Annotated in this window: 22 protein-coding genes; 17 read left to right on the top strand and 5 right to left on the bottom strand. The window is 61.3% G+C overall.

Features of this window, described 5'->3' with window-relative positions:
* Positions 1-46: 46 nt before the first annotated feature.
* Positions 47-862, bottom strand: coding sequence for a cytochrome C assembly family protein (locus tag A11A3_RS02155; RefSeq protein ID WP_008927620.1), 816 nt, complete (start codon positions 860-862; stop codon positions 47-49).
* A gap of 223 nt (positions 863-1085) precedes the next feature.
* Here A11A3_RS02155 and ffh point away from each other — a divergent pair, with 223 nt between their 5' ends.
* From ffh to rplS, 5 genes are all read left to right on the top strand, one after another.
* Complete coding sequence (gene ffh, locus A11A3_RS02150) at positions 1086-2501, top strand: signal recognition particle protein (RefSeq protein WP_008927619.1); 1416 nt, start codon at positions 1086-1088, stop codon at positions 2499-2501.
* A 189-nt stretch (positions 2502-2690) separates the two neighbouring features.
* Positions 2691-2939 carry a 30S ribosomal protein S16 gene (gene rpsP, locus A11A3_RS02145; protein ID WP_008927618.1) on the top strand — a complete coding sequence of 83 codons (249 nt, stop codon included), beginning with the start codon at positions 2691-2693 and terminating at the stop codon, positions 2937-2939.
* Positions 2940-2968: 29 nt separating this feature from the next.
* Positions 2969-3493: a ribosome maturation factor RimM gene (gene rimM, locus A11A3_RS02140; protein WP_008927617.1), complete on the top strand. Its 525-nt coding sequence runs from the start codon at positions 2969-2971 to the stop codon at positions 3491-3493.
* Positions 3493-4284 (top strand): tRNA (guanosine(37)-N1)-methyltransferase TrmD, encoded by a 792-nt coding sequence (gene trmD / locus A11A3_RS02135; RefSeq protein WP_008927616.1) that lies wholly within the window; start codon positions 3493-3495, stop codon positions 4282-4284. Before rimM ends, trmD begins: the two co-directional genes overlap by 1 nt.
* 9 nt (positions 4285-4293) lie before the next feature.
* Positions 4294-4650: a 50S ribosomal protein L19 gene (rplS, locus tag A11A3_RS02130; protein ID WP_008927615.1), complete on the top strand. Its 357-nt coding sequence runs from the start codon at positions 4294-4296 to the stop codon at positions 4648-4650.
* A gap of 136 nt (positions 4651-4786) precedes the next feature.
* On the opposite strand, the gene A11A3_RS02125 is transcribed toward rplS, so the two are convergent.
* Entirely contained in the window at positions 4787-5038 is a 252-nt protein-coding gene (locus tag A11A3_RS02125; RefSeq protein WP_008927614.1) for a GlsB/YeaQ/YmgE family stress response membrane protein, read from the bottom strand.
* Positions 5039-5184: 146 nt separating this feature from the next.
* Here A11A3_RS02125 and xerD point away from each other — a divergent pair, with 146 nt between their 5' ends.
* From xerD to A11A3_RS17380, 9 genes are all read left to right on the top strand, one after another.
* Complete coding sequence (xerD, locus tag A11A3_RS02120; protein WP_008927613.1) at positions 5185-6093, top strand: site-specific tyrosine recombinase XerD; 909 nt, start codon at positions 5185-5187, stop codon at positions 6091-6093.
* 45 nt (positions 6094-6138) lie between these two features.
* Positions 6139-6900 (top strand): DsbC family protein, encoded by a 762-nt coding sequence (locus A11A3_RS02115; RefSeq protein ID WP_008927612.1) that lies wholly within the window; start codon positions 6139-6141, stop codon positions 6898-6900.
* Between the two features lie 129 nt (positions 6901-7029).
* Positions 7030-8220 carry an alanine transaminase gene (gene alaC, locus A11A3_RS02110; protein ID WP_008927611.1) on the top strand — a complete coding sequence of 397 codons (1191 nt, stop codon included), beginning with the start codon at positions 7030-7032 and terminating at the stop codon, positions 8218-8220.
* 15 nt (positions 8221-8235) lie between these two features.
* Positions 8236-9537 (top strand): homoserine dehydrogenase, encoded by a 1302-nt coding sequence (locus A11A3_RS02105; RefSeq protein ID WP_008927610.1) that lies wholly within the window; start codon positions 8236-8238, stop codon positions 9535-9537.
* A gap of 58 nt (positions 9538-9595) precedes the next feature.
* Positions 9596-10675: a threonine synthase gene (thrC, locus tag A11A3_RS02100; protein ID WP_008927609.1), complete on the top strand. Its 1080-nt coding sequence runs from the start codon at positions 9596-9598 to the stop codon at positions 10673-10675.
* A gap of 89 nt (positions 10676-10764) precedes the next feature.
* On the top strand, positions 10765-11013 hold the full coding sequence (locus A11A3_RS17385; protein WP_202802660.1) for a hypothetical protein: 249 nt from the start codon (positions 10765-10767) through the stop codon (positions 11011-11013).
* 270 nt (positions 11014-11283) lie between these two features.
* Positions 11284-12381 carry a hypothetical protein gene (locus tag A11A3_RS02095; RefSeq protein ID WP_008927608.1) on the top strand — a complete coding sequence of 366 codons (1098 nt, stop codon included), beginning with the start codon at positions 11284-11286 and terminating at the stop codon, positions 12379-12381.
* Positions 12382-12539: 158 nt separating this feature from the next.
* Positions 12540-14105 carry a BCCT family transporter gene (locus A11A3_RS02090; RefSeq protein WP_008927607.1) on the top strand — a complete coding sequence of 522 codons (1566 nt, stop codon included), beginning with the start codon at positions 12540-12542 and terminating at the stop codon, positions 14103-14105.
* Between the two features lie 51 nt (positions 14106-14156).
* Positions 14157-14393: a DUF3565 domain-containing protein gene (locus A11A3_RS17380; RefSeq protein ID WP_157375237.1), complete on the top strand. Its 237-nt coding sequence runs from the start codon at positions 14157-14159 to the stop codon at positions 14391-14393.
* On the opposite strand, the gene A11A3_RS02085 is transcribed toward A11A3_RS17380, so the two are convergent.
* Positions 14365-15594 (bottom strand): serine hydrolase domain-containing protein, encoded by a 1230-nt coding sequence (locus tag A11A3_RS02085; protein ID WP_051011729.1) that lies wholly within the window; start codon positions 15592-15594, stop codon positions 14365-14367. The two genes, A11A3_RS17380 and A11A3_RS02085, sit on opposite strands and share 29 nt — an antisense overlap.
* A 224-nt stretch (positions 15595-15818) precedes the next feature.
* Between A11A3_RS02085 and A11A3_RS02080 the strand changes: the two genes are divergently transcribed.
* Positions 15819-16136: an Mpo1-like protein gene (locus A11A3_RS02080; protein ID WP_008927604.1), complete on the top strand. Its 318-nt coding sequence runs from the start codon at positions 15819-15821 to the stop codon at positions 16134-16136.
* Positions 16136-16564, top strand: coding sequence for a group III truncated hemoglobin (locus A11A3_RS02075; protein ID WP_008927603.1), 429 nt, complete (start codon positions 16136-16138; stop codon positions 16562-16564). Before A11A3_RS02080 ends, A11A3_RS02075 begins: the two co-directional genes overlap by 1 nt.
* Positions 16565-16686: 122 nt before the next feature.
* On the opposite strand, the gene A11A3_RS02070 is transcribed toward A11A3_RS02075, so the two are convergent.
* Positions 16687-17895, bottom strand: a complete 1209-nt coding sequence (locus A11A3_RS02070) for a CaiB/BaiF CoA transferase family protein (protein ID WP_008927602.1) — start codon at positions 17893-17895, stop codon at positions 16687-16689.
* Positions 17896-18062: 167 nt separating this feature from the next.
* Between A11A3_RS02070 and trmH the strand changes: the two genes are divergently transcribed.
* Positions 18063-18758, top strand: coding sequence for a tRNA (guanosine(18)-2'-O)-methyltransferase TrmH (gene trmH, locus A11A3_RS02065; RefSeq protein ID WP_008927601.1), 696 nt, complete (start codon positions 18063-18065; stop codon positions 18756-18758).
* Here the strand turns inward: trmH and A11A3_RS02060 are convergent.
* Complete coding sequence (locus tag A11A3_RS02060; protein WP_008927600.1) at positions 18712-20607, bottom strand: hypothetical protein; 1896 nt, start codon at positions 20605-20607, stop codon at positions 18712-18714. The genes trmH and A11A3_RS02060 overlap by 47 nt on opposite strands.
* Positions 20608-20654 lie beyond the last annotated feature (47 nt).

The following is a 20654-nucleotide window of genomic DNA, read 5'->3' as shown; positions in this document are numbered from 1 at the left end:
CTTCAGCCAGTTGGCCGCCTATTGTTCGGGCTGGGGTTCGCCAGTGTCAAGATACCATGGGCGGTTCGTGCAGAATCACCTGCAGCACGAACTGGGTGCCGACAAAGGCCACCAGCAGCACGGCAAAGCCCACCAGGGTGAACCGCACCGCCGTAACGCCACGCCAGCCGCGCAGATAGCGGCCACCGAGCAGCACCGCAAAGACCACCCAGGAGGCCAGTGTCAGCACGGTCTTGTGCACCAGATGCTGGGCGAACAGGTCGTCCACGTAGAGAAAGCCGGAGATGATGGCCACGGTGAGCAGCACTTCGCCCAGCCAGATGGCCTCGAACAGCATGGATTCCATCACCTGGATGGGCGGGAACAGGCGCATGACGCCGCGAATGTGGCCTTCCTTGAGCTGGCGGTGCTGGATGAACAGCAGGATTGCCTGGCAGGCCGCCAGGGCCAGTACCGCGTAGGCGACAATGGAAAACAGCACATGCACGCCCAGGCCGTGCTCCAGGGGCCGGGCGGTGTAACCGGTTTTCAGCCACAGGGCGGCGGGCAGGGTGGCGGCGGCAAAGGGGTAAACCAGCGCCGTGATCCATTCGAACGGCCGGTACAGGCTGGATAGCAGCACCAGGGCGCCACCCACGGCCGCCACCGCCGAGGTCACCGGGAAAATACCCAGTTGCAGGCCATCCGGGGTGATCATCAGTTGCCACAGGCAGACAAAGTGGGCGGCCACGGCGGCGCCACCGTGGGTAAGGATGGCCATGCGTGACGGCGCCGACTGCCCGCGAAACTGTCGATACAGGATCAGGCTGGCGACAGCGTAGAGGGCAAAGGCCGTCAGGCCGCTGAGCATGGCAAGATTCATAAGTCTTTGTTATCCGGTGGTAAGCCCGCGGAAGTCTGGCATAGCCGCTGGTTGTCCTTCAAGAAACATTATCACGCCCGGCGATGGCTGTCGGCTGTGCCCTTGTCGGCGATTCCTGGTACAGGGCCATGACGCTGGGGGCTGCCTGGGGCTATAATCGCGCCCCTGTTACCCCGACATGTCTGTTTGAGCGGGGCCACGGTTCGTTTGGAGGTGGAAACACATGTTCGAGAATCTCACCGATCGGTTGGGATCGTCGCTTAAAAACCTGGCAGGTCAGGGTTCGCTGACCGAAGACAATATCCGCGACACCCTGCGCGAAGTGCGCAAGGCACTGCTGGAGGCCGACGTGGCCCTGCCGGTGGTGAAAGAGTTTGTCGAACAGGTCAAGGAAAAGGCCCTGGGCCAGGATGTGCTCAAGAGCCTCAACCCGGGCCAGGCGTTCGTCAAGATCGTCAATGACGAGCTCATCCATACCATGGGCGACGCCAACGACGCCCTCAACCTGGCCACCAAGCCGCCGGCCATCATCCTCATGGCCGGTCTGCAGGGGGCGGGCAAGACCACCTCCGTGGCCAAGCTCGCCCGTTTTCTGCAAGAGCGCGAGAAGAAAAAGGTCATGGTGGTGTCCGCCGACGTCTATCGCCCGGCGGCCATCGAGCAGCTCAAGACCCTGGCCGGCGAAGTGGAGACCCATTTCTTCCCGTCCAGCGGCGACCAGGACCCGGTGGATATTGCCAACGCGGCGCTGGATGAAGCCCGTCGTCGCTACATGGATGTGTTGATCGTCGATACCGCCGGCCGTCTGCATGTCGATGAAGACATGATGACCGAGATCAAGCGCCTGCATGGCGCCATCAGCCCGGCAGAGACCCTGTTCGTGGTGGATGCCATGACCGGTCAGGATGCCGCCAACACCGCCCAGGCCTTCAACGAGGCGCTGCCGCTCACCGGTGTGATTCTGACCAAGGCGGACGGTGATTCCCGCGGTGGTGCGGCCCTGTCCGTGCGCCATCTCACCGGCAAGCCGATCAAGTTCATCGGCATGGGCGAGAAGACCGACGCCCTGGAGCCGTTCCACCCGGACCGTATTGCCAGCCGGATTCTCGGCATGGGCGATGTGCTGTCGCTGGTGGAAGAAGCCGAGCGCAAGCTGGACAAGTCCAAGGCCGAGAAAATTGCCAAGAAGTTCAAGAAAGGCAAGGCCATGGACTTCGAGGACCTCAAGGACCAGTTCCAGCAGATGCGCAACATGGGTGGCATGGCCGGCCTGCTCGACAAGCTGCCCGGCATGGGCGGCATGATGCAGGCTGCCCAGGATCCGGCGGCCCTCAAGCAGATGAAGCACATGGAAGCCCTGATTGATTCCATGACCCCCAAGGAGCGTCGTAACCCGGATTTGATCAAGGGCTCGCGCAAGAAGCGTATTGCCGCCGGTGCCGGCCTGGACATCCCGGACCTGAATCGTCTGATGAAGCAGCAGAAGATGATGGCCAAAATGATGAAGAAGATGCGCACCAAGGGCGGCATGAAGAACATGATGCGTGGCCTGGAAGGCATGATGGGAGGCCAGGGTGGTCCGGGCGGTCCCGGTGGCATGGGCGGCATGGGGGGGCCAGGCGGCATGCCGCCGATGTAAGCCCGGCCAGGCTGCATGGCCGCAGGCGGCGCGCCTGCCCGGCCTCAAGGCTTGTTGCCCATGGCAACTGCCTGTATAATTCGCGCCCTTCGCGGCCTGCCCCTTGTCCGGGGCTGGCTTTCAAGCGGATACGATGGTTCACCCAGCAGGGTGAGCCGGGAAACCGGATTGATAAAAGGTAGATAAACCATGGTAGTTATTCGTCTCGCCCGTGGCGGTTCCAAGAAGCGCCCGTTCTACAGCATCGTTGTTGCCGATAGCCGTAACGCCCGTGACGGCCGTTTTATCGAGCAGCTGGGTTTCTACAACCCCATCGCCCGTGGCGGTGAAATTCCCCTGAAACTGAACCTGGAAAGCCTGGACGCCTGGGTTGCCAAGGGTGCGCAGCTTTCCGAGCGCGTTAAAACCCTGGCCAAGAAGGCGCGCAAGAGCGCCTGATTGCCACCGGCATCAAGGAGAGAGGACTGATGTCGTCCTCCGAGCTGACCGTAGTGGGCCGCTTTCTGGGCGCCCACGGCGTCAAGGGGTGGGTGCGGGTCTTTTCCTATACCGATCCCATGGACAACCTGTCCAGCTATCAGCCCTGGTACGTGAAAGGCGACCAGGGCTGGCAGCCGCTGTCCCTGGAGGGGTTTCGGCGCCAGGGCAAGGGACTGATTGCCAAGATCGACGGCCTGAATGACCGCGATGCGGTCAATAGCCTGGCCGGCCGCGATATCGCGGTACCCGAGGCGCTGCTGCCGCAGTCCCGGGGCGATGAATATTACTGGCGAGACCTGATTGATCTGCGGGTTCGCCATGTGAACGGGGTCGATCTGGGCCGCGTTCACAGCATGATGGAAACCGGCGCCAACGATGTGCTGGTGGTCCGTGGCGACGGCCAAAGTCTCGATCGCCGCGAGCGGCTGATCCCCTGGCTGCCCGACCAGGTGGTCATGAAGGTGGATCTGGCCGCCGGTGAGCTGACCGTGGACTGGGACCCGGACTTCTGATGAGTCAGGCACCCTTTGCGGTCACCCTGGTGACCCTGTTCCCGGATATGGCCCGCGCCGTGACCGACTTCGGCGTGACCCGCCGGGCGGTGGAAAACGGCCTGCTGGCCCTGGAAACGGTGAACCCGAGGGATTTCACCGAGGATCGCCATCGCACCGTGGACGATCGCCCCTTCGGCGGCGGTCCCGGCATGGTGATGAAGGTGGCGCCGCTGGAAAAGGCACTGCTGGCGGCCCGCGAGGGCAACCCCGGTGCCCGGGTGATTTACCTGTCCCCCCAGGGGCAGCCGCTGACCCAGGCAAAAGCCGTGGCGTTGGCGGCGCAGCCCGGCCTGGTATTGCTGGCCGGGCGCTACGAAGGCGTGGATGAGCGCCTGCTCGACGCCCAGGTGGATGAGCAGGTTTCCATTGGCGACTATGTACTCAGCGGCGGTGAACTGCCGGCGCTGGTGCTGATCGACGCGGTCAGCCGACTGTTACCCGGAGTGCTGGGTCACCAGGACTCCGCCGAGCAGGACTCGTTTTCAGGCGAATTCGAAGACCTGCTTGATTGCCCCCATTACACCCGCCCGGAGGTGTATCAGGGGCAGGCAGTACCGGAGGTACTGCTGAGCGGCAATCACGAGCGGATTCGCCGCTGGCGCCTGAAACAGGCGCTGGGACGGACCTGGCAACAGCGTCCTGACCTGCTGGAGCGCCGCCGGGCGCGGGGCCTCAGCAACGAAGAGCAGCAGCTGCTGGACGAATACATCGCCGAGCAGTCGTCGCATACAGCAAAACCGAATGATTAGGAGCCAGCCATGAGCGGCAAAAATCTGATTATCCAGGGCGTGGAAAATGCCCAGCTGAAAACCGACGTGCCGGAATTCGGCGCCGGTGACACCGTTACCGTGCAGGTAAAGGTGAAGGAAGGTAACCGTGAGCGTCTGCAGGCGTTCCAGGGCGTCGTCATTGCCCGTCGTAACCGCGGCCTGAACTCGGCGTTCACCGTGCGCAAGGTATCCCACGGTGTGGGCGTTGAGCGTGTTTTCCAGCTGCACAGCCCGCTGATCGATTCCATCGAAGTGAACCGTCGTGGTGACGTGAGCCGCGCCAAGCTGTACTACCTGCGCGACCGCTCCGGCAAGTCCGCCCGGATCAAGGAAAAAATCCGGTAACACCGGTTTATCGAAGCGCGAATGTTGGTTCAGCCTTTGCTGTAGGGCACCTGCGGAACCAACCTCTGGCCGGATAAACCCGCTCCACAAAAAAGGCCGCCTCTCGGGCGGCCTTTTTTGTGCCTGGCGGGCGGGCTCAGGCCTTTTTCATCATCCGGTAAAGCGCCAGCAGAATCAGGGCGCCGACAATGGCGGTGACAAAGCTGCCAAGACTGAAACTGCCCATGGACCCCATGCCCACCAGCGAGCCCAGCCAGCCGCCGACAAAGGCGCCGGCGATACCCAGCAGGATGGTGATGATAAAACCGCCCGGGTCCTTGCCCGGCATGATCCATTTGGCAATGATGCCGGCGATCAGGCCGAATACGATCCACGATAGAATGCCCATTTTTCCTCTCCTTGGTCCTGTTGAATGGCGTCAACGCTGAGTTTTCATTATTGCCATGATGCCGGGCGTTTTTGGGTAATAATTCGTAAAAGTCAGTGGATTTCTAACTTGTTGTTTTCTCAGTACAAAGAGTCAATACTGCCAGCGTGAATACCGTAAGCGACGCCGATCAGCAGCTGATTGATCGCTGGCTTGACCAGCAGTGGCTGGAAAAGGGCCTCAGTGATCACAGCCTCGACAACTACCGCCGGGATCTGCGGCAGCTGGCCCTCTGGGCCCGGCCGCAGAGCCTGCCGCTGGCCCGTTGCCAGCGTTTTCAGCTGCTGCAATTCCTGGCCGACCGCCATCAGCAGGGCGTCAGCGCCCGTTCCGTCGCCCGTCAGCTATCGGCCATCAAGAGTTTCTACCGCTGGCTCAAACGCGAGGGGATGATAGAGCAAGACCCGGCGTTGCTGATCGAGCGCCCGCGCACCGGCCGGCCCCTGCCCAAGAGCCTGTCCGAGGCGGATGTGGAGGCGCTGCTGGCCGCCCCGGACCTTGACGATCCGCTGGGACTGCGTGACCGGGCCATGCTGGAAGTGCTCTACGCCACCGGCCTGCGGGTCACCGAGCTGGTCAGCTTGACCCAGGGGCAGATCAACCCCCGCCAGGGGCTGATCCGCGTGATCGGCAAGGGCAACAAGGAGCGGCTGGTGCCGCTGGGCGAGGAGGCGCTGCACTGGCTGGGCCGTTATCAGCGCGAGGCCAGGGCGTTGCTGCTGGGTAATGACCAGGAGCTGTTGTTTCCCAGTCGGCGCGGTACCTGCATGACGCGGCAGACGTTCTGGCACCGCATCAAGCAGCTGGCGGTAAAGGCCGGGGTGCAAAAATCCCTGTCACCCCATACACTGCGCCATGCGTTTGCCACACACCTGCTCAATCATGGCGCGGATCTGCGGGTGGTGCAGCTGTTGCTGGGGCACAGCGATCTGTCGACAACCCAGATCTACACCCATGTGGCGCAGCAACGGTTACAGGATCTGTACCAAAAGCACCACCCCCGTTCGGGAACCTGAGCCAGCGGGCCGGGCTCCAAACAGAAAAACCAGGAGTATAAAAGAATGAAACGTTGGCTGTTTCTCGCATTGCTGGGGGTCATCACCGCCTGTAGTGCACAGACTGATGAGGCGAGTTCCGGCAAGACCGACAAGTCCGCTGTGATCGACAAGGCCGCCGTGGAAAAAGCCTTTGCCGATGCCTTCGGCAACGTCAAGGTGACCAGCGTCAAAGCGGCGCCGGTGCCCGGTATGGTGGAAGTGGAAGTGAACGGCCGCGATACCGTTTACAGTACCCCGGATGGTCATTATGTCTTCACCGGCGATCTGCTGGAGCTGAAGGACGGGGATGTGGTCAACGTGGCCGAGGCCAAGTTCGAGAAAGTCCGCAAGGCAGGCATTGCCAAGCTGGATCGCAGCGACATGATCACCTTCGCGGCCAAGGACCAGAAAGCCGAGGTGTTTGTCTTCACCGATATCACCTGCGGTTATTGCCGCAAGCTGCATCGCCATATCGAGGCCTACAATGCTGACGGCATCACCGTCCATTACCTGGCTTTCCCCCGCGGCGGCCCCAGCTCTGCGGCGGCCCAGGGCATGCGCCATGTGTGGTGCGCCGAGGACCGCGCCAAGGCGCTCACCGACGCCAAGCTGAACAATTCGGTCAGCAACAACACGCTGGGTGACTGCGCCGATACCGTTAACCAGGACTACAACCTGGGCGTCAAATTCGGTGTGCACGGCACGCCCGCCATCTTTACCACGGATGGCAAGCAGCTGGGTGGTTACCTGACCCCGGATCAGATGAAGAAATCCCTCGACCTGTAATGCCTGACGGGGTGTGCAAGCCCCGCCAGCCGGCGCTTTGCGGCGGCCGGACAGCGTGGATACATTGACGGCGCCTTGATGCGCCGTTAATGTGTCCGGCTCCTTTCAACCCCGCCTCAAGGTGATGCCGTGGAAACCGATTTCCAGCGAATTCGTCGTTTGCCGCCCTATGTGTTCAACATTGTCGGTGAGCTGAAGAAGGCGGCGCGTGCGCGGGGCGAGGACATCATCGATTTCGGCATGGGCAACCCGGACCAGCCCACCCCGAAACACATCGTCGACAAGCTCACCGAGACGGTGCAGCGCGGCGACACCCACCGCTATTCCCAGTCCCGGGGTATCCCGCGCCTGCGCAAGGCCATCACCGACTGGTACCAGCGCCGCTACAATGTGGACCTGGACCCGGAATCCGAGGCCATTGTCACCATCGGTTCCAAGGAAGGCCTGGCGCATCTGGCCCTGGCCACCATGGGCCCGGGTGACACCGTGCTGGTGCCCAACCCCAGCTACCCGATCCACCCCTATGGCTTCGTGATCTCCAATGCGGATATCCGCCATGTGCCACTGGTCAAGGGCGTGGACTTCTTTGTTGAGCTGGAGCGGGCCATCAAGGAATCCTGGCCCAGGCCGAAGATGCTGGTGCTCAATTTTCCCGGCAACCCCACCGGACAGTGCGTGGAACGGGAGTTCTTCGAGAAGGTGGTGGCCATTGCCCGCGAGCACCAGATCTGGGTGGTCCACGATATCGCCTATGCGGATATCGTCTTTGATGGCTACAAGGCGCCCTCCATCCTGGAGGTGGAAGGGGCCAAGGACGTGGCGGTGGAGTTCTTCTCCCTGTCCAAGAGTTACAATATGCCCGGCTGGCGGGTGGGCTTCTGCTGCGGCAACAAGGAGCTGATTCACGCCCTGGCCCGCATCAAGTCCTACCTGGATTACGGCACCTTTACCCCCATCCAGGTGGCCGCCATTGCCGCCCTGGAGGGCGACCAGAGCTGCGTCAGCGAGATTTGCGAGATGTACCGCAAGCGCCGCGATGTGCTGGTGGACGGCCTGGCGGAGATCGGTTGGCAGGTGGAAAAGCCCCGTGCCACCATGTTCGTGTGGGCGCCGATCCCCGACCACTACAAGGCGCTGGGCTCCCTGGAGTTTTCCAAGAAATTGCTCGCCGATGCCGGGGTGGCCGTGTCACCGGGCGTCGGTTTTGGCGAATACGGCGACGATCACGTCCGTTTCGGCCTGATTGAAAACGAACAACGCACCCGGCAGGCGATCCGCGGCATCAAGAAGATGTTCCGCCAGGATGGCCTGCTGGACTAACCATGAGGAAGTAACGTGAATCCGGTGAAGGTGGGTATTGCAGGCCTGGGCACGGTTGGCTCGGGCACCGTAAATGTACTCAAGCGCAACGCGCGGGATATTGCCCGTCGTGTGGGGCGCCCCATTGAGATTACCCATATTGGCGCCCGCCGCGACAATCCGGCCTGCGATACTACCGGTATGCGTATTTCCCGGGATATTTTTGCCGTGGCCACCGACCCGGATATCGACATCCTGGTGGAGCTGATCGGCGGCATCGACACCGCCCGCGAGCTGGTGCTCACGGCCATCAGAAACGGCAAGCACGTGGTCACCGCCAACAAGGCACTGATCGCCGAGCACGGCAACGAGATCTTCCAGGCCGCCCAGGACAATGGCGTGGACGTGGCCTTTGAAGCGTCCGTGGCCGGCGGCATCCCCATCCTCAAGTCCCTGGGGGAAGGCCTGGCCGCCAACCATATCAACTGGCTGGCCGGCATCATCAATGGCACCGGTAACTTCATCCTCACCGAGATGGAAGAGGGGGGCCGTGACTTCAAGGACGTGCTCGACGAAGCCCAGCAGCTCGGTTACGCCGAGGCGGACCCCACCTTTGATGTGGAAGGCATCGACGCGGCCCACAAGCTGACCATCCTGGCCTCCATTGCCTTCGGTATTCCGCTGCAGTTTTCCCGGGTGTACACCGAGGGGATCAGCCGCATCACCACCGAAGACGTGGCCAGTGCCGCCCACTTCGGCTACCGCATCAAGCACCTGGGCATCGCCAAGGATACCGGTAACGGCATCGAGCTGCGCGTGCACCCGACCCTGATTCCCAAGGAAACCATGCTGTCGGCAGTGAACGGCGTGATGAACGCGGTGATGATCCACGGCGATGCGGTGGGCCCGACCATGTTCTACGGCGCCGGTGCCGGCGCCGAGCCGACCGCTTCGGCGGTGGTGGCCGACATCATCGAGCTGGGCCGTGCCCTGACCGTGGACCACGACGAGCGCGTGCCCTACCTGGGCTTCCACACCGATCACATGTCCGATGAGCCGATCCTGACCATCGACGACGTGACCTGCTGCTTCTACCTGCGCCTGCATGTGCAGGACAAGACCGGCGTACTGGCGGATATCACCCGTATCCTCAGCGACAACAACGTCAGCATTGATGCCCTGGTGCAGCGCGAAGTGGACCAGGGGCTGGTACCGATCGTGATGATGACCCATGAGGTGCGTGAGGGTGACATGAACGCGGCCCTGGCCAAGATTGCTGCCCTTGAGACCGTGGATAGCGATATAATGCGCATCCGCGTGGAAAACCTGGACGCCTGAATGACCGAGTCTGACGTCCGATGTCAGATGTCTGACGCTTTTGAAAGAGATAGAGATTATGCCTTTTCGTGACCGTTACACCGGCCTGATCAACCGCTACCGCGACCACCTGCCGGTGAATGATGACACGCCGCTTATCAGCCTGGGCGAGGGCAACACCCCGCTGATTCGCCTGAAGAACATTCCCAAGCTGCTCGGCAAGGACGTGGATATCTACGTCAAATACGAAGGGCTCAACCCCACCGGGTCCTTCAAGGACCGCGGCATGACCATGGCCGTGACCAAGGCGGTGGAAGAGGGCAGCAATGCCATCATCTGTGCCTCCACCGGTAACACCTCTGCCGCGGCTGCCGCCTACGCGGCCCGTGCCGGGATCACCGCCTTCGTGATCATCCCCGAGGGTAAGATCGCCATGGGCAAGATGGCCCAGGCGATGATGTACGGTGCCGTGATCATGCAGATCCGTGGCAACTTTGACCAGGGCATGGAGCTGGTCAAGCAGGTGGCCGAGCATGCACCGGTGACCATCGTCAACTCAGTGAACCCGTTCCGCCTGCAGGGCCAGAAGACCGCCGCCTTCGAAATCGTCGAAGAGCTGGGCCGTGCCCCGGACTATCACTGCTTGCCGGTGGGCAACGCGGGCAACATTACCGCCCACTGGATGGGTTACAGCGAATACCATAAATCCGGCGTGGTCAACGCGGCGCCGAAGATGGTGGGTTACCAGGCTGAGGGCGCCGCGCCCTTCATGCGTGGCGGCCCGGTAGCCGATCCGGAAACGGTGGCGACCGCCATCCGTATCGGTAACCCGCAGTCCTGGGACAAGGCGCTGAAAGTGGAGCAGGAGTCCGGTGGCTGGTTTGATGAACTGAGCGATCAGGAAATCCTGGCCGCACAGAAACTGCTGGCCGAGAAGGAAGGCGTGTTCTGCGAGCCGGCTTCCGCCGCTTCCATCGGTGGCGCCATGCGCGATATCAAGGCCGGCAAGATTCCGGAAGGCTCCACTATCGTCTGTACTCTCACCGGTAACGGCCTGAAAGACCCGGACACCGCCATCGCTCAGTGCCAGGACACCCGCATGGTGACCATTGATGCACAGCTGGATGCGGTGCGCGATGCCATTCTTTCCAACATGTAATTGATCTGGATCGGGGTTAGTTACCCCGACCCCGGATAGAGTAGGCGGGCCGGATTACCGGCCCGCTTTTTTATTGTCCGGGGAAAACCATGAATACCTGTCTTGCCACTGATGCCGTCTTTCAGAGCTATGGAAGATGCTGCGCCTCAGAACGTTTTTTTGAAGATTTCTATCAATGTTTCATCCGTCGTTCCGATGCGGTGCGTACCCTGTTCGCCAATACCGATATGGCCGAAGTGCGGCAAACAACTGGAGCAACAATGGCGAGATGTGTTGATGCCGGCCATCGACATCATCAAGGCGGCATACTGACACGCAACCCTGAAAGGGGCGGGTAATTGTGTTAAGGTACGCGCCCCCTTTGCAGACAAGGCCGATGATTTCGTGTCGCGACAGTTAAAGCCGCCTACCTTTCCCTGCTTTTTTTAACGAACCCCTGCGTTCGTTGCCATCGCCGGCCTGCCCGGCAATCTCTCTGTCAATAAGCCTCGAATATCGTTCATGCGAGATTGATTGCCGCGTTTCTTGAACGTGGACAAAGGGGCTGTATTTGACATCACCTGATCAGTATTTAGTCTGTTTAAGACTTGAAGAGAAGGGAGACTCAAATGAAAAAGCGTGCCATTACCAAGTGCGCAGGCTATGTAAGTTGTTTGCTTGCCGCCTCCATTCCCCTCAACGCCACTGCGGCGCCAAAGCTAACCGGCGGTGTCTGGTGGGTTTACCAATACGCCGAAGACAATGCCGTAGACAAGGAAACCGGCGGTGAGTTCGCCGACCCGGCCTTTGTCGTTTATGCCAATGATGGCAACAGTTACGGCCCCTGGCATTTCAGTGCCGAAGCCCGCTGGGGCAAAGGGGCGTTTTCCGATCCGGCCAACAACAACAGCGGTGATACCTTTGCCATGCATCAGGCATGGATCGGTTATGACCTCAATGACGACGCCATCATCAAGGTGGGTAAATCCCAGGTTCCCTTCGGTTGGAAAACCGCCAACTTCTGGCCCGGTGACGGCCTGGAAGGCGGTTATGGTGACCAGATGGATGTGGGTATCAAGCTCAGTTCCGACATCAGCAACTTCCATTACGATGTGGCTTACTACCACCAGGATGACTTCGGCGCCAAGAGCACCGATACCCTGGATGACAACAAGCACTGGGGGAGCTCGCTGACCTATCGCAAGATCAAGACCGGTGTGGTCAACGGTGACTGGACCTTCCTGCCGGGCAACACTTTCGGCGTGTCTTACCAGAAAGGCCGCCTGCAGGATCTGGCCTCTGCCAGCCCCAATGACAATGGCCGTCATGAAGCACTGGATATTCACTATCTGTTCGAGATGGGCGACTTTGCTGCCAAGTATCGTTTTATCGATACCAAGCGTGACTTCTCCGGCATGGACCTGGCCAGCTGGCCCGCAGTGGCTACGCAACCGGCGGATAACGAGGTGGAAACACAACGCCACATTGCCGAGCTGGGCTACACCTGGGATCACTGGTACTTCTATGTAGATGGCGGCACCGCCAAGTCCAAGACCCAGGGTAACGATGCCCAGGGCAACTTCTACAGCCCCGGGGTGAGTTACAAATACGGCCCGGGCTGGATCTATCTGGAATATCTCTGGCAGAACGCCGATATCGACCGTAACGGTGATGTCTCGGAAGGGGACTTCCGCGCCACCTACGTCTCCTTTGATTTCTACTTCTGATCCCGGCGGTGGCCCTGCGGGGCCACCGGTTCCGGTTCAGGTGATGTCTCACACAGGGAGATTCTTTCGGGCAGGCAAGCCCGGCATCGTCCGGACCGACTGGCTGCAAGTCGCGACGTGTAACGCGCACCCAAAGCAAGACGGATAACGGAGTCCCAATGAGTATTGATTATCAGACCGACTATGACGTCGGCCAGGATAATGTGCAGGTCCTGGGTATGGATCTGCACAATCCTGTTTTCTTCATCAGCGCCATGCTGATTCTGACTTTCGTGATTGGCACACTGGCCTTCCCGGAAGTGGCCAATAACCTGCTTAACGGGTCCAAGGACTGGGCCATTGATCATTTCGACTGGCTGTTCATGGTGGGCGGCAATGTCTTCGTGCTGTTCTGCATTGCGTTGGCGATCCTGCCGGTGGGCAAGATCCGCCTGGGCGGTCAGGATGCCAAGCCGGAGTTTTCCACCTGGTCCTGGTTCGCCATGCTGTTTGCCGCCGGCATGGGCATTGGCCTGATGTTCTGGAGCGTGGCCGAGCCGGTGGCTTACTACACCGACTGGTATGGCACGCCGCTGAATGTGGCGCCCAATACGGATGCCGCCCGTGACCTTGCCATGGGCGCGACCATGTATCACTGGGGCATTCATCCCTGGTCGATCTATGCGGTGGTGGCGTTGTCACTGGCGTTTTTCGCCTACAACAAGGGCATGCCGCTGACCATTCGCTCGGCCTTCTACCCGCTGCTGGGTGACCGTTGCTGGGGCTGGGCCGGCCATATCATTGATACCCTGGCGGTACTGGCCACCATCTTCGGGCTGGCCACCTCGCTGGGGCTGGGCGCCAAGCAGGCCGCCGGTGGGCTGCATTTCCTGTTTGATACGCCCAATGCGATCAATGTGCAGATCGCCATTATCGTCGGCGTCACGGCAGTGGCCACCCTGTCGGTGATTCGTGGCATGGATGGCGGGGTGAAACTGCTCAGTAACATCAACATGCTGGTGGCCCTGGCGCTGCTGGTATTCGTGATTTTTGCCGGGCCAACCCTGTTGATTCTCAGTGGCCTGGGCACCACCACTGTGGATTATCTGAGTAACATCATTCCGCTCAGTAACTGGATTGGCCGTAGCGACGATACCTGGTTCCATGGCTGGACCGTGTTCTACTGGGCCTGGTGGATTTCCTGGTCACCCTTTGTCGGCATGTTTATCGCCCGCATTTCCAAGGGGCGCACGGTGCGTGAATTCATCACCGCCGTGCTGCTGGTGCCGACCCTGATCACCATCCTGTGGATGACCGCCTTTGGTGGCAGCGGGCTGGATCAGGTTGTCAACGGCGTCGGGGAGCTGGCCAACGGTATCGGTGACGAGTCCCTGGCCCTGTTCCAGATGCTGGAGCACTTGCCGCTTACCGGTATCGTGTCTTTCCTGGCCATCGTGCTGGTGCTGGTGTTCTTCGTGACCTCGTCGGATTCCGGCTCGCTGGTGATTGATTCCATTACCGCCGGCGGCAAGCTGGATGCCCCGGTCCCCCAGCGGGTGTTCTGGGCAGTCATGGAAGGTCTGATTGCCGGTGCGCTTTTGTATGGCGGCGGTGAGCAGGCCCTCAAGGCGTTGCAGGCCGGTGCGGTGACCACCGGGTTACCCTTTACCGTGGTACTGCTGCTGATGTGCCTGAGCCTGTATCGGGGCCTGGCAGCGGAACGCGCGCTGCAAAAAGCCAGCTGATACGCTTTATGTCAAAATGCCCGCATCCGCGGGCATTTTGGTATTCGGGCCATGGCAAGCAATGATGATCATACGGTGACAGTGAGCGGGTTCCGGCAGGACGATCGGGGCCACTGGATCATGCTGCTATCCTGCGGGCATCGCCAGCATGTGCGCCACCAGCCCCCTTTTATCAACCGCCCCTGGGTGACCACCCCTGACGGTCGCAATGCCCGCCTGGGCCTGTCGCTGGAATGTGTGCAGTGCCTGCGCGGCGATCCTATCCCCGCAGACGGGTGTGACGGTTGATGGTGTACTGCAAATTGAACAGCGCCGGCAAATGGGGGCCGACAACGCCCTTGCCGGTGGTCAGCAGGGCACCGCTCAAATCCCGCTGCGGGTCGGCCCAGCAGTAGATGCTGATAAAACCCAGGTGCCCGAAGGCCTTCGGAGCGCCGGGGCCGAACATGCCCATGCCACGATTGCCGAGCATGAAACCGCTGGAAAAATTCAGTGGCAACAGCAGGGTGCGGTCAATGCGCGGACGGTGATAGGCCGGCTCCAGCGCCCGGCGCACGGTCTCCGGCTGGAATATCTGCTGGCCGTTATAGGCGCCGTCGTTGAGCAGCATCTGGAAGAAGCGGCTGGCTTCCTCGGCGGTGGCATACAGGTTGCCGGCGGGCACGATGATGTCCTGGAAGCGGTCGTCGTTGGTCACCTCTACCACCTCATCAATACTGCCGCCCACCGCATAGGTGAGGAACAGGTCCACCAGCTTCATGGGCAACCCGGTGGACACGTCCCGGGCCCGTTCCGGCCCGGTGGCACCAAAGGTGAAATAGGTCATGCCCATGGGCTGGCGAATCACCCGGTCCAGGGTGGCATTGAGGTCTTCCCCGGTGATCGCCTCCACCACGGCGCCCAGTACAAAACCGGCGGTGATGGCATGGTAGGCCTGGCTGTTGAAGCCGCTGGGCTTGGCGCTGCACAGCAGGTCGAGTATGTCCTGCGGGCGATAGAGAATCTCCGGCTCCACCTTTTCCGGCGGGCGGGGAATACCGGCCTGGTGGGTGAGCAGATGGCGGATGGTGGTGCGCTCCTTGCCCTGCTGGCCATAGGCGGGCAGGTAGCGGGTGACCGGGTCATCCAGATCCAGCTGCCCCTGTTCCACCAGATGGTGGACCAGCATGGCGGTCACCACCTTGGAGGCCGAGAACAGGCAGACCGGCGTATCCGGCGTCATGATGCGGCCGGCCTGCGGGTCCGCGTAGCCCAGGCTGCGGTTGAGCACGATTTCACCGTGACGGCGCAGGCACAGGCTGATGGCCGGGCTCATGCCGCCCCGGTAGAGGCTGCGGGTGGCGCGCCAGATGGCATCCACCTGTTCCGAGCCCAGGCCCCCCCGTTCCGCGCTGACTTCGTCCCCGACCCGGGTGAGGGAATCCAGACTGCGGGGAATCCGCGTGCCCTGGCGGGTGATGATGCGACGCATGCGGGGTCGTAAAGCCATATAACCATCCGGTTGATTGTGAAAAGGCGTCATTGTCCATGAACCCTGTCAGTGGGCAATGGTCATGTATGCCATCAGCGTGGCGCGCTATCACAATTATTCGCTGCCGCTTCCCGGTAGAATGGAGTCAGGCAGCCGTTGCCTACAAGCCGTCCAACCCGGCCGCAGGCAAACTGGACGTTCCCCCGAGATAACAACAACTGTGCAGCAGTAAGGAGCCAGCCATGGAAACCATCAAACAATCCGATTTCCAGAGCTTTGCCGAATTCTACCCCTATTACCTGCAGGAGCACGGCCACCCGGTCTGTCGCCGCCTGCATTTCGTCGGCACCTCCTGCGTTATCGCCCTGCTGGCCTGGGTGGTATTCACCGGCACCCTGTGGGCCCTGTGGTTGCTGCCGGTAGTGGGTTATGGCTTTGCCTGGGTAGGGCATTTCTTCTTCGAGAAAAACCGCCCGGCGACCTTCAAGCATCCCTGGTACAGCCTGGCCGGCGACTTCGTCATGTACAAGGATATCCTGCTGCGTCGCATCGACTGGTAATGACCGCAGTAGAAATTTTCCATCCGGCCGCGCTTCGGGACGATGACCAGGCCCTGCCGGACCTGGATTGCCACGACAATATCGATGCCATGGTCCATGGCTTCTATCGGCGCCTGCTGGACGACCCGCTGATGGCGCCCCTGTTTCTGGAGGTGGCGCAGGTGGATCTACAGGCGCACCTGCCCATCATCTGCCAGTACTGGCACAAGATGCTGCTGGGGGAAAAGGGCTACCAGCGCCACATGATGGCCAAACACCGGGCCCTGGATGACCAACAGTCGCTCACCGGCGAACATCACGAGCGCTGGCTGGCGCACTTCATGGCCAACCTGGAGGGCCGTTTTGCCGGGCCCTATACCGATAAAGCCAAACGCATTGCCAGCCGGGTTATCGATAATCTGTATGGGCAGTTGAGTGCCCGACGCTGATATGTCGTTCCTGTCGGCAAGAAGGATTGTCATGCGAAGACACGTTTGACGGACACCCTGTGTATCTTTATCTGCAGACGCTGTTGCATCACTGTTGTGTTTGTGCTCTCAGTTCTGATGCGTTAACCAATCACGCCCTGTTGCTTTAGCGCGGCAAACTCCTCCTCACTCAACCCCAGTTCTTCCCGCAGTACCGCCTCGTTGTGACTGCCGGCCTCGCCGCCGGGCCAGCGGGTTTCGCCGGGGGTGCTGGCCAGCCGTGGTGTGATGGCCGGCACCTTCAGGGGTTTGCCGTTGATTTGCACTTGCTGGAACAGGCCGCGGGCCTGGAAGTGCGGGTCCTGGAACATGTCGGCCACCGAGTAGATCGGCCCGGAAGGGACGCGCGCGTCTTCCAGTTGTGCCAGTACCTGGTCGCTGGGCAGGCTGCGGCACCACTGGTCCAGGGCCGCGTCGATTTCCTGCTCGTGTTCCACCCGCCCGGCATTGCTGGCCATGGCCGGGTTGTCGGCCATGTCCGGGCGGCCGGCGGTGGTCATCAGGCGTTTGAAGATGGAATCGCCGTTGCCGCCGATCACCACGTATTTGCCATCGGCACAGCGGTAGGTGTTGGTGGGCACGATGCCGGTCACAGTGGAGCCGGCCGGTTCGCGGATCACGCCGGCGCCGTCGAATTCCGGGATTACCCCTTCCAGCAGGTTGAAGACCGACTCGAACAGGGACACGTCCACCACCTGGCCCTGTTCACTGTGCTGGCGTTCGAACAGGGCCAGCAGGATGCCCAGTGCTGCGTGCAGGCCGGCGATGGTATCGCCCAGTGACAGGTTGGGGCGCACCGGGCGCTCGCCGGGGAAGCCGTTAACGTAGCGCAGACCGCCGATGCCCTCGCAGACCGAGGCGTAGCCGGGCTTGCTGGCATAGGGGCCGGTCTGGCCATAGCCGGAGATCCGGGTGTAAATCAGGCCGGGGTTGTCGTTGCGGAAGCTGTCCGGGCCCAGCCCCCAGTTTTCCATGGTGCCCGGGCGGAAGTTTTCGATCACCACATCGGCGTCGGCCATCATGCGGCGCACCAGTGCCTTGCCCTGGTCGGTTTTCAGATCCAGGGTCACCGACTTCTTGTTGCGTCCCAGGCTGCGCCACCAGAAGGAGGTGCCGGTGTCATCCAGCTTGCGCCAGCCACGGATGGGATCGCCGCCCGGTGGTTCCACCTTCACCACATCGGCGCCGAAATAGGCCAGCAGGGTGCCGGTAAACGGGCCGGCCAGTAGCTGGCCGAGCTCGATAACACGGATTCCGTCCAGTGGCAGGCGGCGGGGGGTGGGCTCGTTCATGGTGATCTCTCTGCTTGTCTGCATCTATCGATCGCCAAGCCTAGCGGATTCGGTCTGCCGGTGGCAGTGGCAGGGTGACGGTAATCGGCGTCGGCGTCGGCGGGCGTGAATTTTGTCAGGGCCGGCCGGGCCGATATAATCCGCGGCCAGCTACGAGGAAAGTACCCATGACCCCGGAACGTTACCGCCGCATCCGTGAAACCCTGGACCGTCGTCAGCCCGACCTGACGGTGATCATGGACGGGGTGCACAAGCCCCACAATATTGCCGCCATTGTACGAACCTGCGATGCGGTGGGCATTCTGGATGTTTATTCCGTGCTGCCCGGTAACCGGGCCAGGGCGGCGGCCGGCACGGCCATGGGCTCCCAGCGCTGGGTGCAGGCGCATCAATACGATGACGGTGTCAGCGCTATTCGTGATCTGCAGGCCGAAGGGGTGCAGGTGCTGGCCGCTCACCTGTCTGACGATGCCATCCCTTACCGGGAGGTGGATTACACCCGGCCTACGGCGCTGTTGCTGGGCACGGAAAAGTTTGGCGTCGGCGAGGCGTCGGCGGCCGCTGTGGATCAGAACGTGATCATTCCCATGATGGGTATGGTGGAGTCGTTCAATGTCAGTGTCGCCGCCGCCATCATTCTGGCCGAGGCCTGTGAGCAGCGCCGCGCTGCCGGTTTCTACGACCAGCCCCGGCTGGCACCGGCCCGCTATAATGAGCTGTTGTTCCGTTGGGGCCACCCGAAGATTGCCCGTTTCTGCGAGCAGAGGGGGGTGCCCTTCCCGGCACTGGATGAGGAAGGGCAGATTCCGCCGGGCTTTAGCGAGTGGCTGCGCGAGCAGCAGGCGGAGCCGGACGCGCCATGACCCGGGCCACCGGCGGGTGAGTCACCTGCCACTGAAAATCCTCGGGCCCGCCCGGGCCCACCCAGGCCGGGAACCACAGGGTGTTATCCATGGTGGCGTAGCGTAGCCGGGTAATATCAATACCTTGCTGTTTGGCCAGCTCCACCATGCGTGCCAGTACCTTGCCGTGGTGTACCTGGTTGACCGCCGGGGTGGTATCGACAATCGCCTGATGGATCAGTTGATTGAAGGTGGCGCGGGGAATGCCGGTGAAGTTCATGCGGTCCAGGTCGGCGATGAAGGCATCGGCCAGCTGGTCCACGGTGGTGATCTGCCCGGCCTTCATCATTTCGGTGAGATGCTCGTTGACGATGGCGTCGTATTTTCTGAACTTGCCGTCTTTGTCGGCGGCGGCCAGGGCGACAATGGCCTCGCCGAGGCTGTCCATGTCGGCATAATCCAGCCTGGGGATGGCGCCCATCAGTGAAATGGCAGTGCGCGGCAGCCCTTCGCTTTCAAAGCCCAGCCGCGGTGACGCGCCGGCAAAACGCTCGTAGTCGGTGGTGGCCTTGGGGTCATCCTGATAGAACATGTTCATGCGCAGCCCGCTCAGGAACGAATCGAACAGGCCGCCGGGCACCACGGGCATGTGGTTGCTGAAGAACATTTCCCAGCCCTGATTGGAATCCATGTAGACCCAGTCGCCGGGCAGGCGGGTGCGTGTCATGGTCTGTTCGAACGGGCTCATCTTGCCGTCCACTACGCCATAGCGTTTCTGGCCGTAGACCGTCTGGAAGGTCACCCGGGCCCCGTCCATGTTGTGCAGATCCAGGGCAAAGTGAATGCGCGGGTCGCGCAGGAACATGAGGAAGAATTTCAGTACCCGCATGCTGCCGATGGCAAAGCGCGACGGGATGGTCACCGATTGCTCGTAGAAATCCACCTGGAATTTCTGACTGAAGAAGGTCGGCATGAAAGCGTACCAGATGCGCGCCTTGACCAGCATTGAGGCGCGCACCGGCCCATCATGCACGGCAACCGGGGTGGCCTTGATGTTCTTGCGCGTGTCCAGATCCACGCGCAGGTTCTGGTTGAGGATACCGGTGCTGATATTCACGTAGAGGTTGTCGAACACGCTCTGGTCCTTGTGCGGGCCCAGGCGCGGATACATCTTGTCGATTTCGGTGAAATCCTTGGGGTTGTAGTCCATGTGCATCAGGGTGCTCTGCACCCAGCCTTCCTCCAGGTTGGCCTGCACATAATCCGCCCGGGAGCGCGCCGGGTTGTTGCGCACCAGATAGATGTAGCGGGGCTGGTTACGCGGCGAATCCAGCCGGATTTCCTCGACGATGAGGCCCTGCTTGAGGGTGTGGCGACTCGGGTCATAACGTTCCTGGCCGCCGTCACGGAACATGAAGACCAGCTCGTCGAAATCATCAAAGATACCCGGTTTGCCTTCCGGGTCATGGTCGTTGAAACCGTCGATCCAGATCAGGCCGGTCTTGTCGAACTCGTCGAACTGGAAGGGAATCGGCACCAGCTTGCCGGCGCGCACCGCCATTAATGACAGCTGGTCGGTGGGGATGCCGTTCTCGGCGGGCAGGTCGTAGCCCTTCATCTCCATGGGGTAGAGGTAGGTGAACTGGGTGGTGTCCAGTGCCTTGAGGGTCCGATCAAGCTGGTCGGACGAGATGTTCTTCAACCCGGTGGCCCAGCGGCCCATGGCACTGGGGTCGGCCTTGTAGAAGTCCAGAAAGTGCTTGAAGTAGGGTTCGGGAACCCCCTGGGTCCAGATTTCCCTGGCCTGGCTACTGGCGGCGAAGCTCAAAAGCAGCGCCAGCAGCAGGGATAATCCCTGTTTGCCGATCATTTTGTTATTCTCTGCGACGATTTGTGACTGACCTGAGGCTGTCCATA

Origin of the sequence: Alcanivorax hongdengensis A-11-3 (genome assembly GCF_000300995.1) — a bacterium.
Taxonomy (GTDB): domain Bacteria; phylum Pseudomonadota; class Gammaproteobacteria; order Pseudomonadales; family Alcanivoracaceae; genus Alcanivorax; species Alcanivorax hongdengensis.
This window is presented reverse-complemented; position numbering and strand designations above follow the sequence as displayed.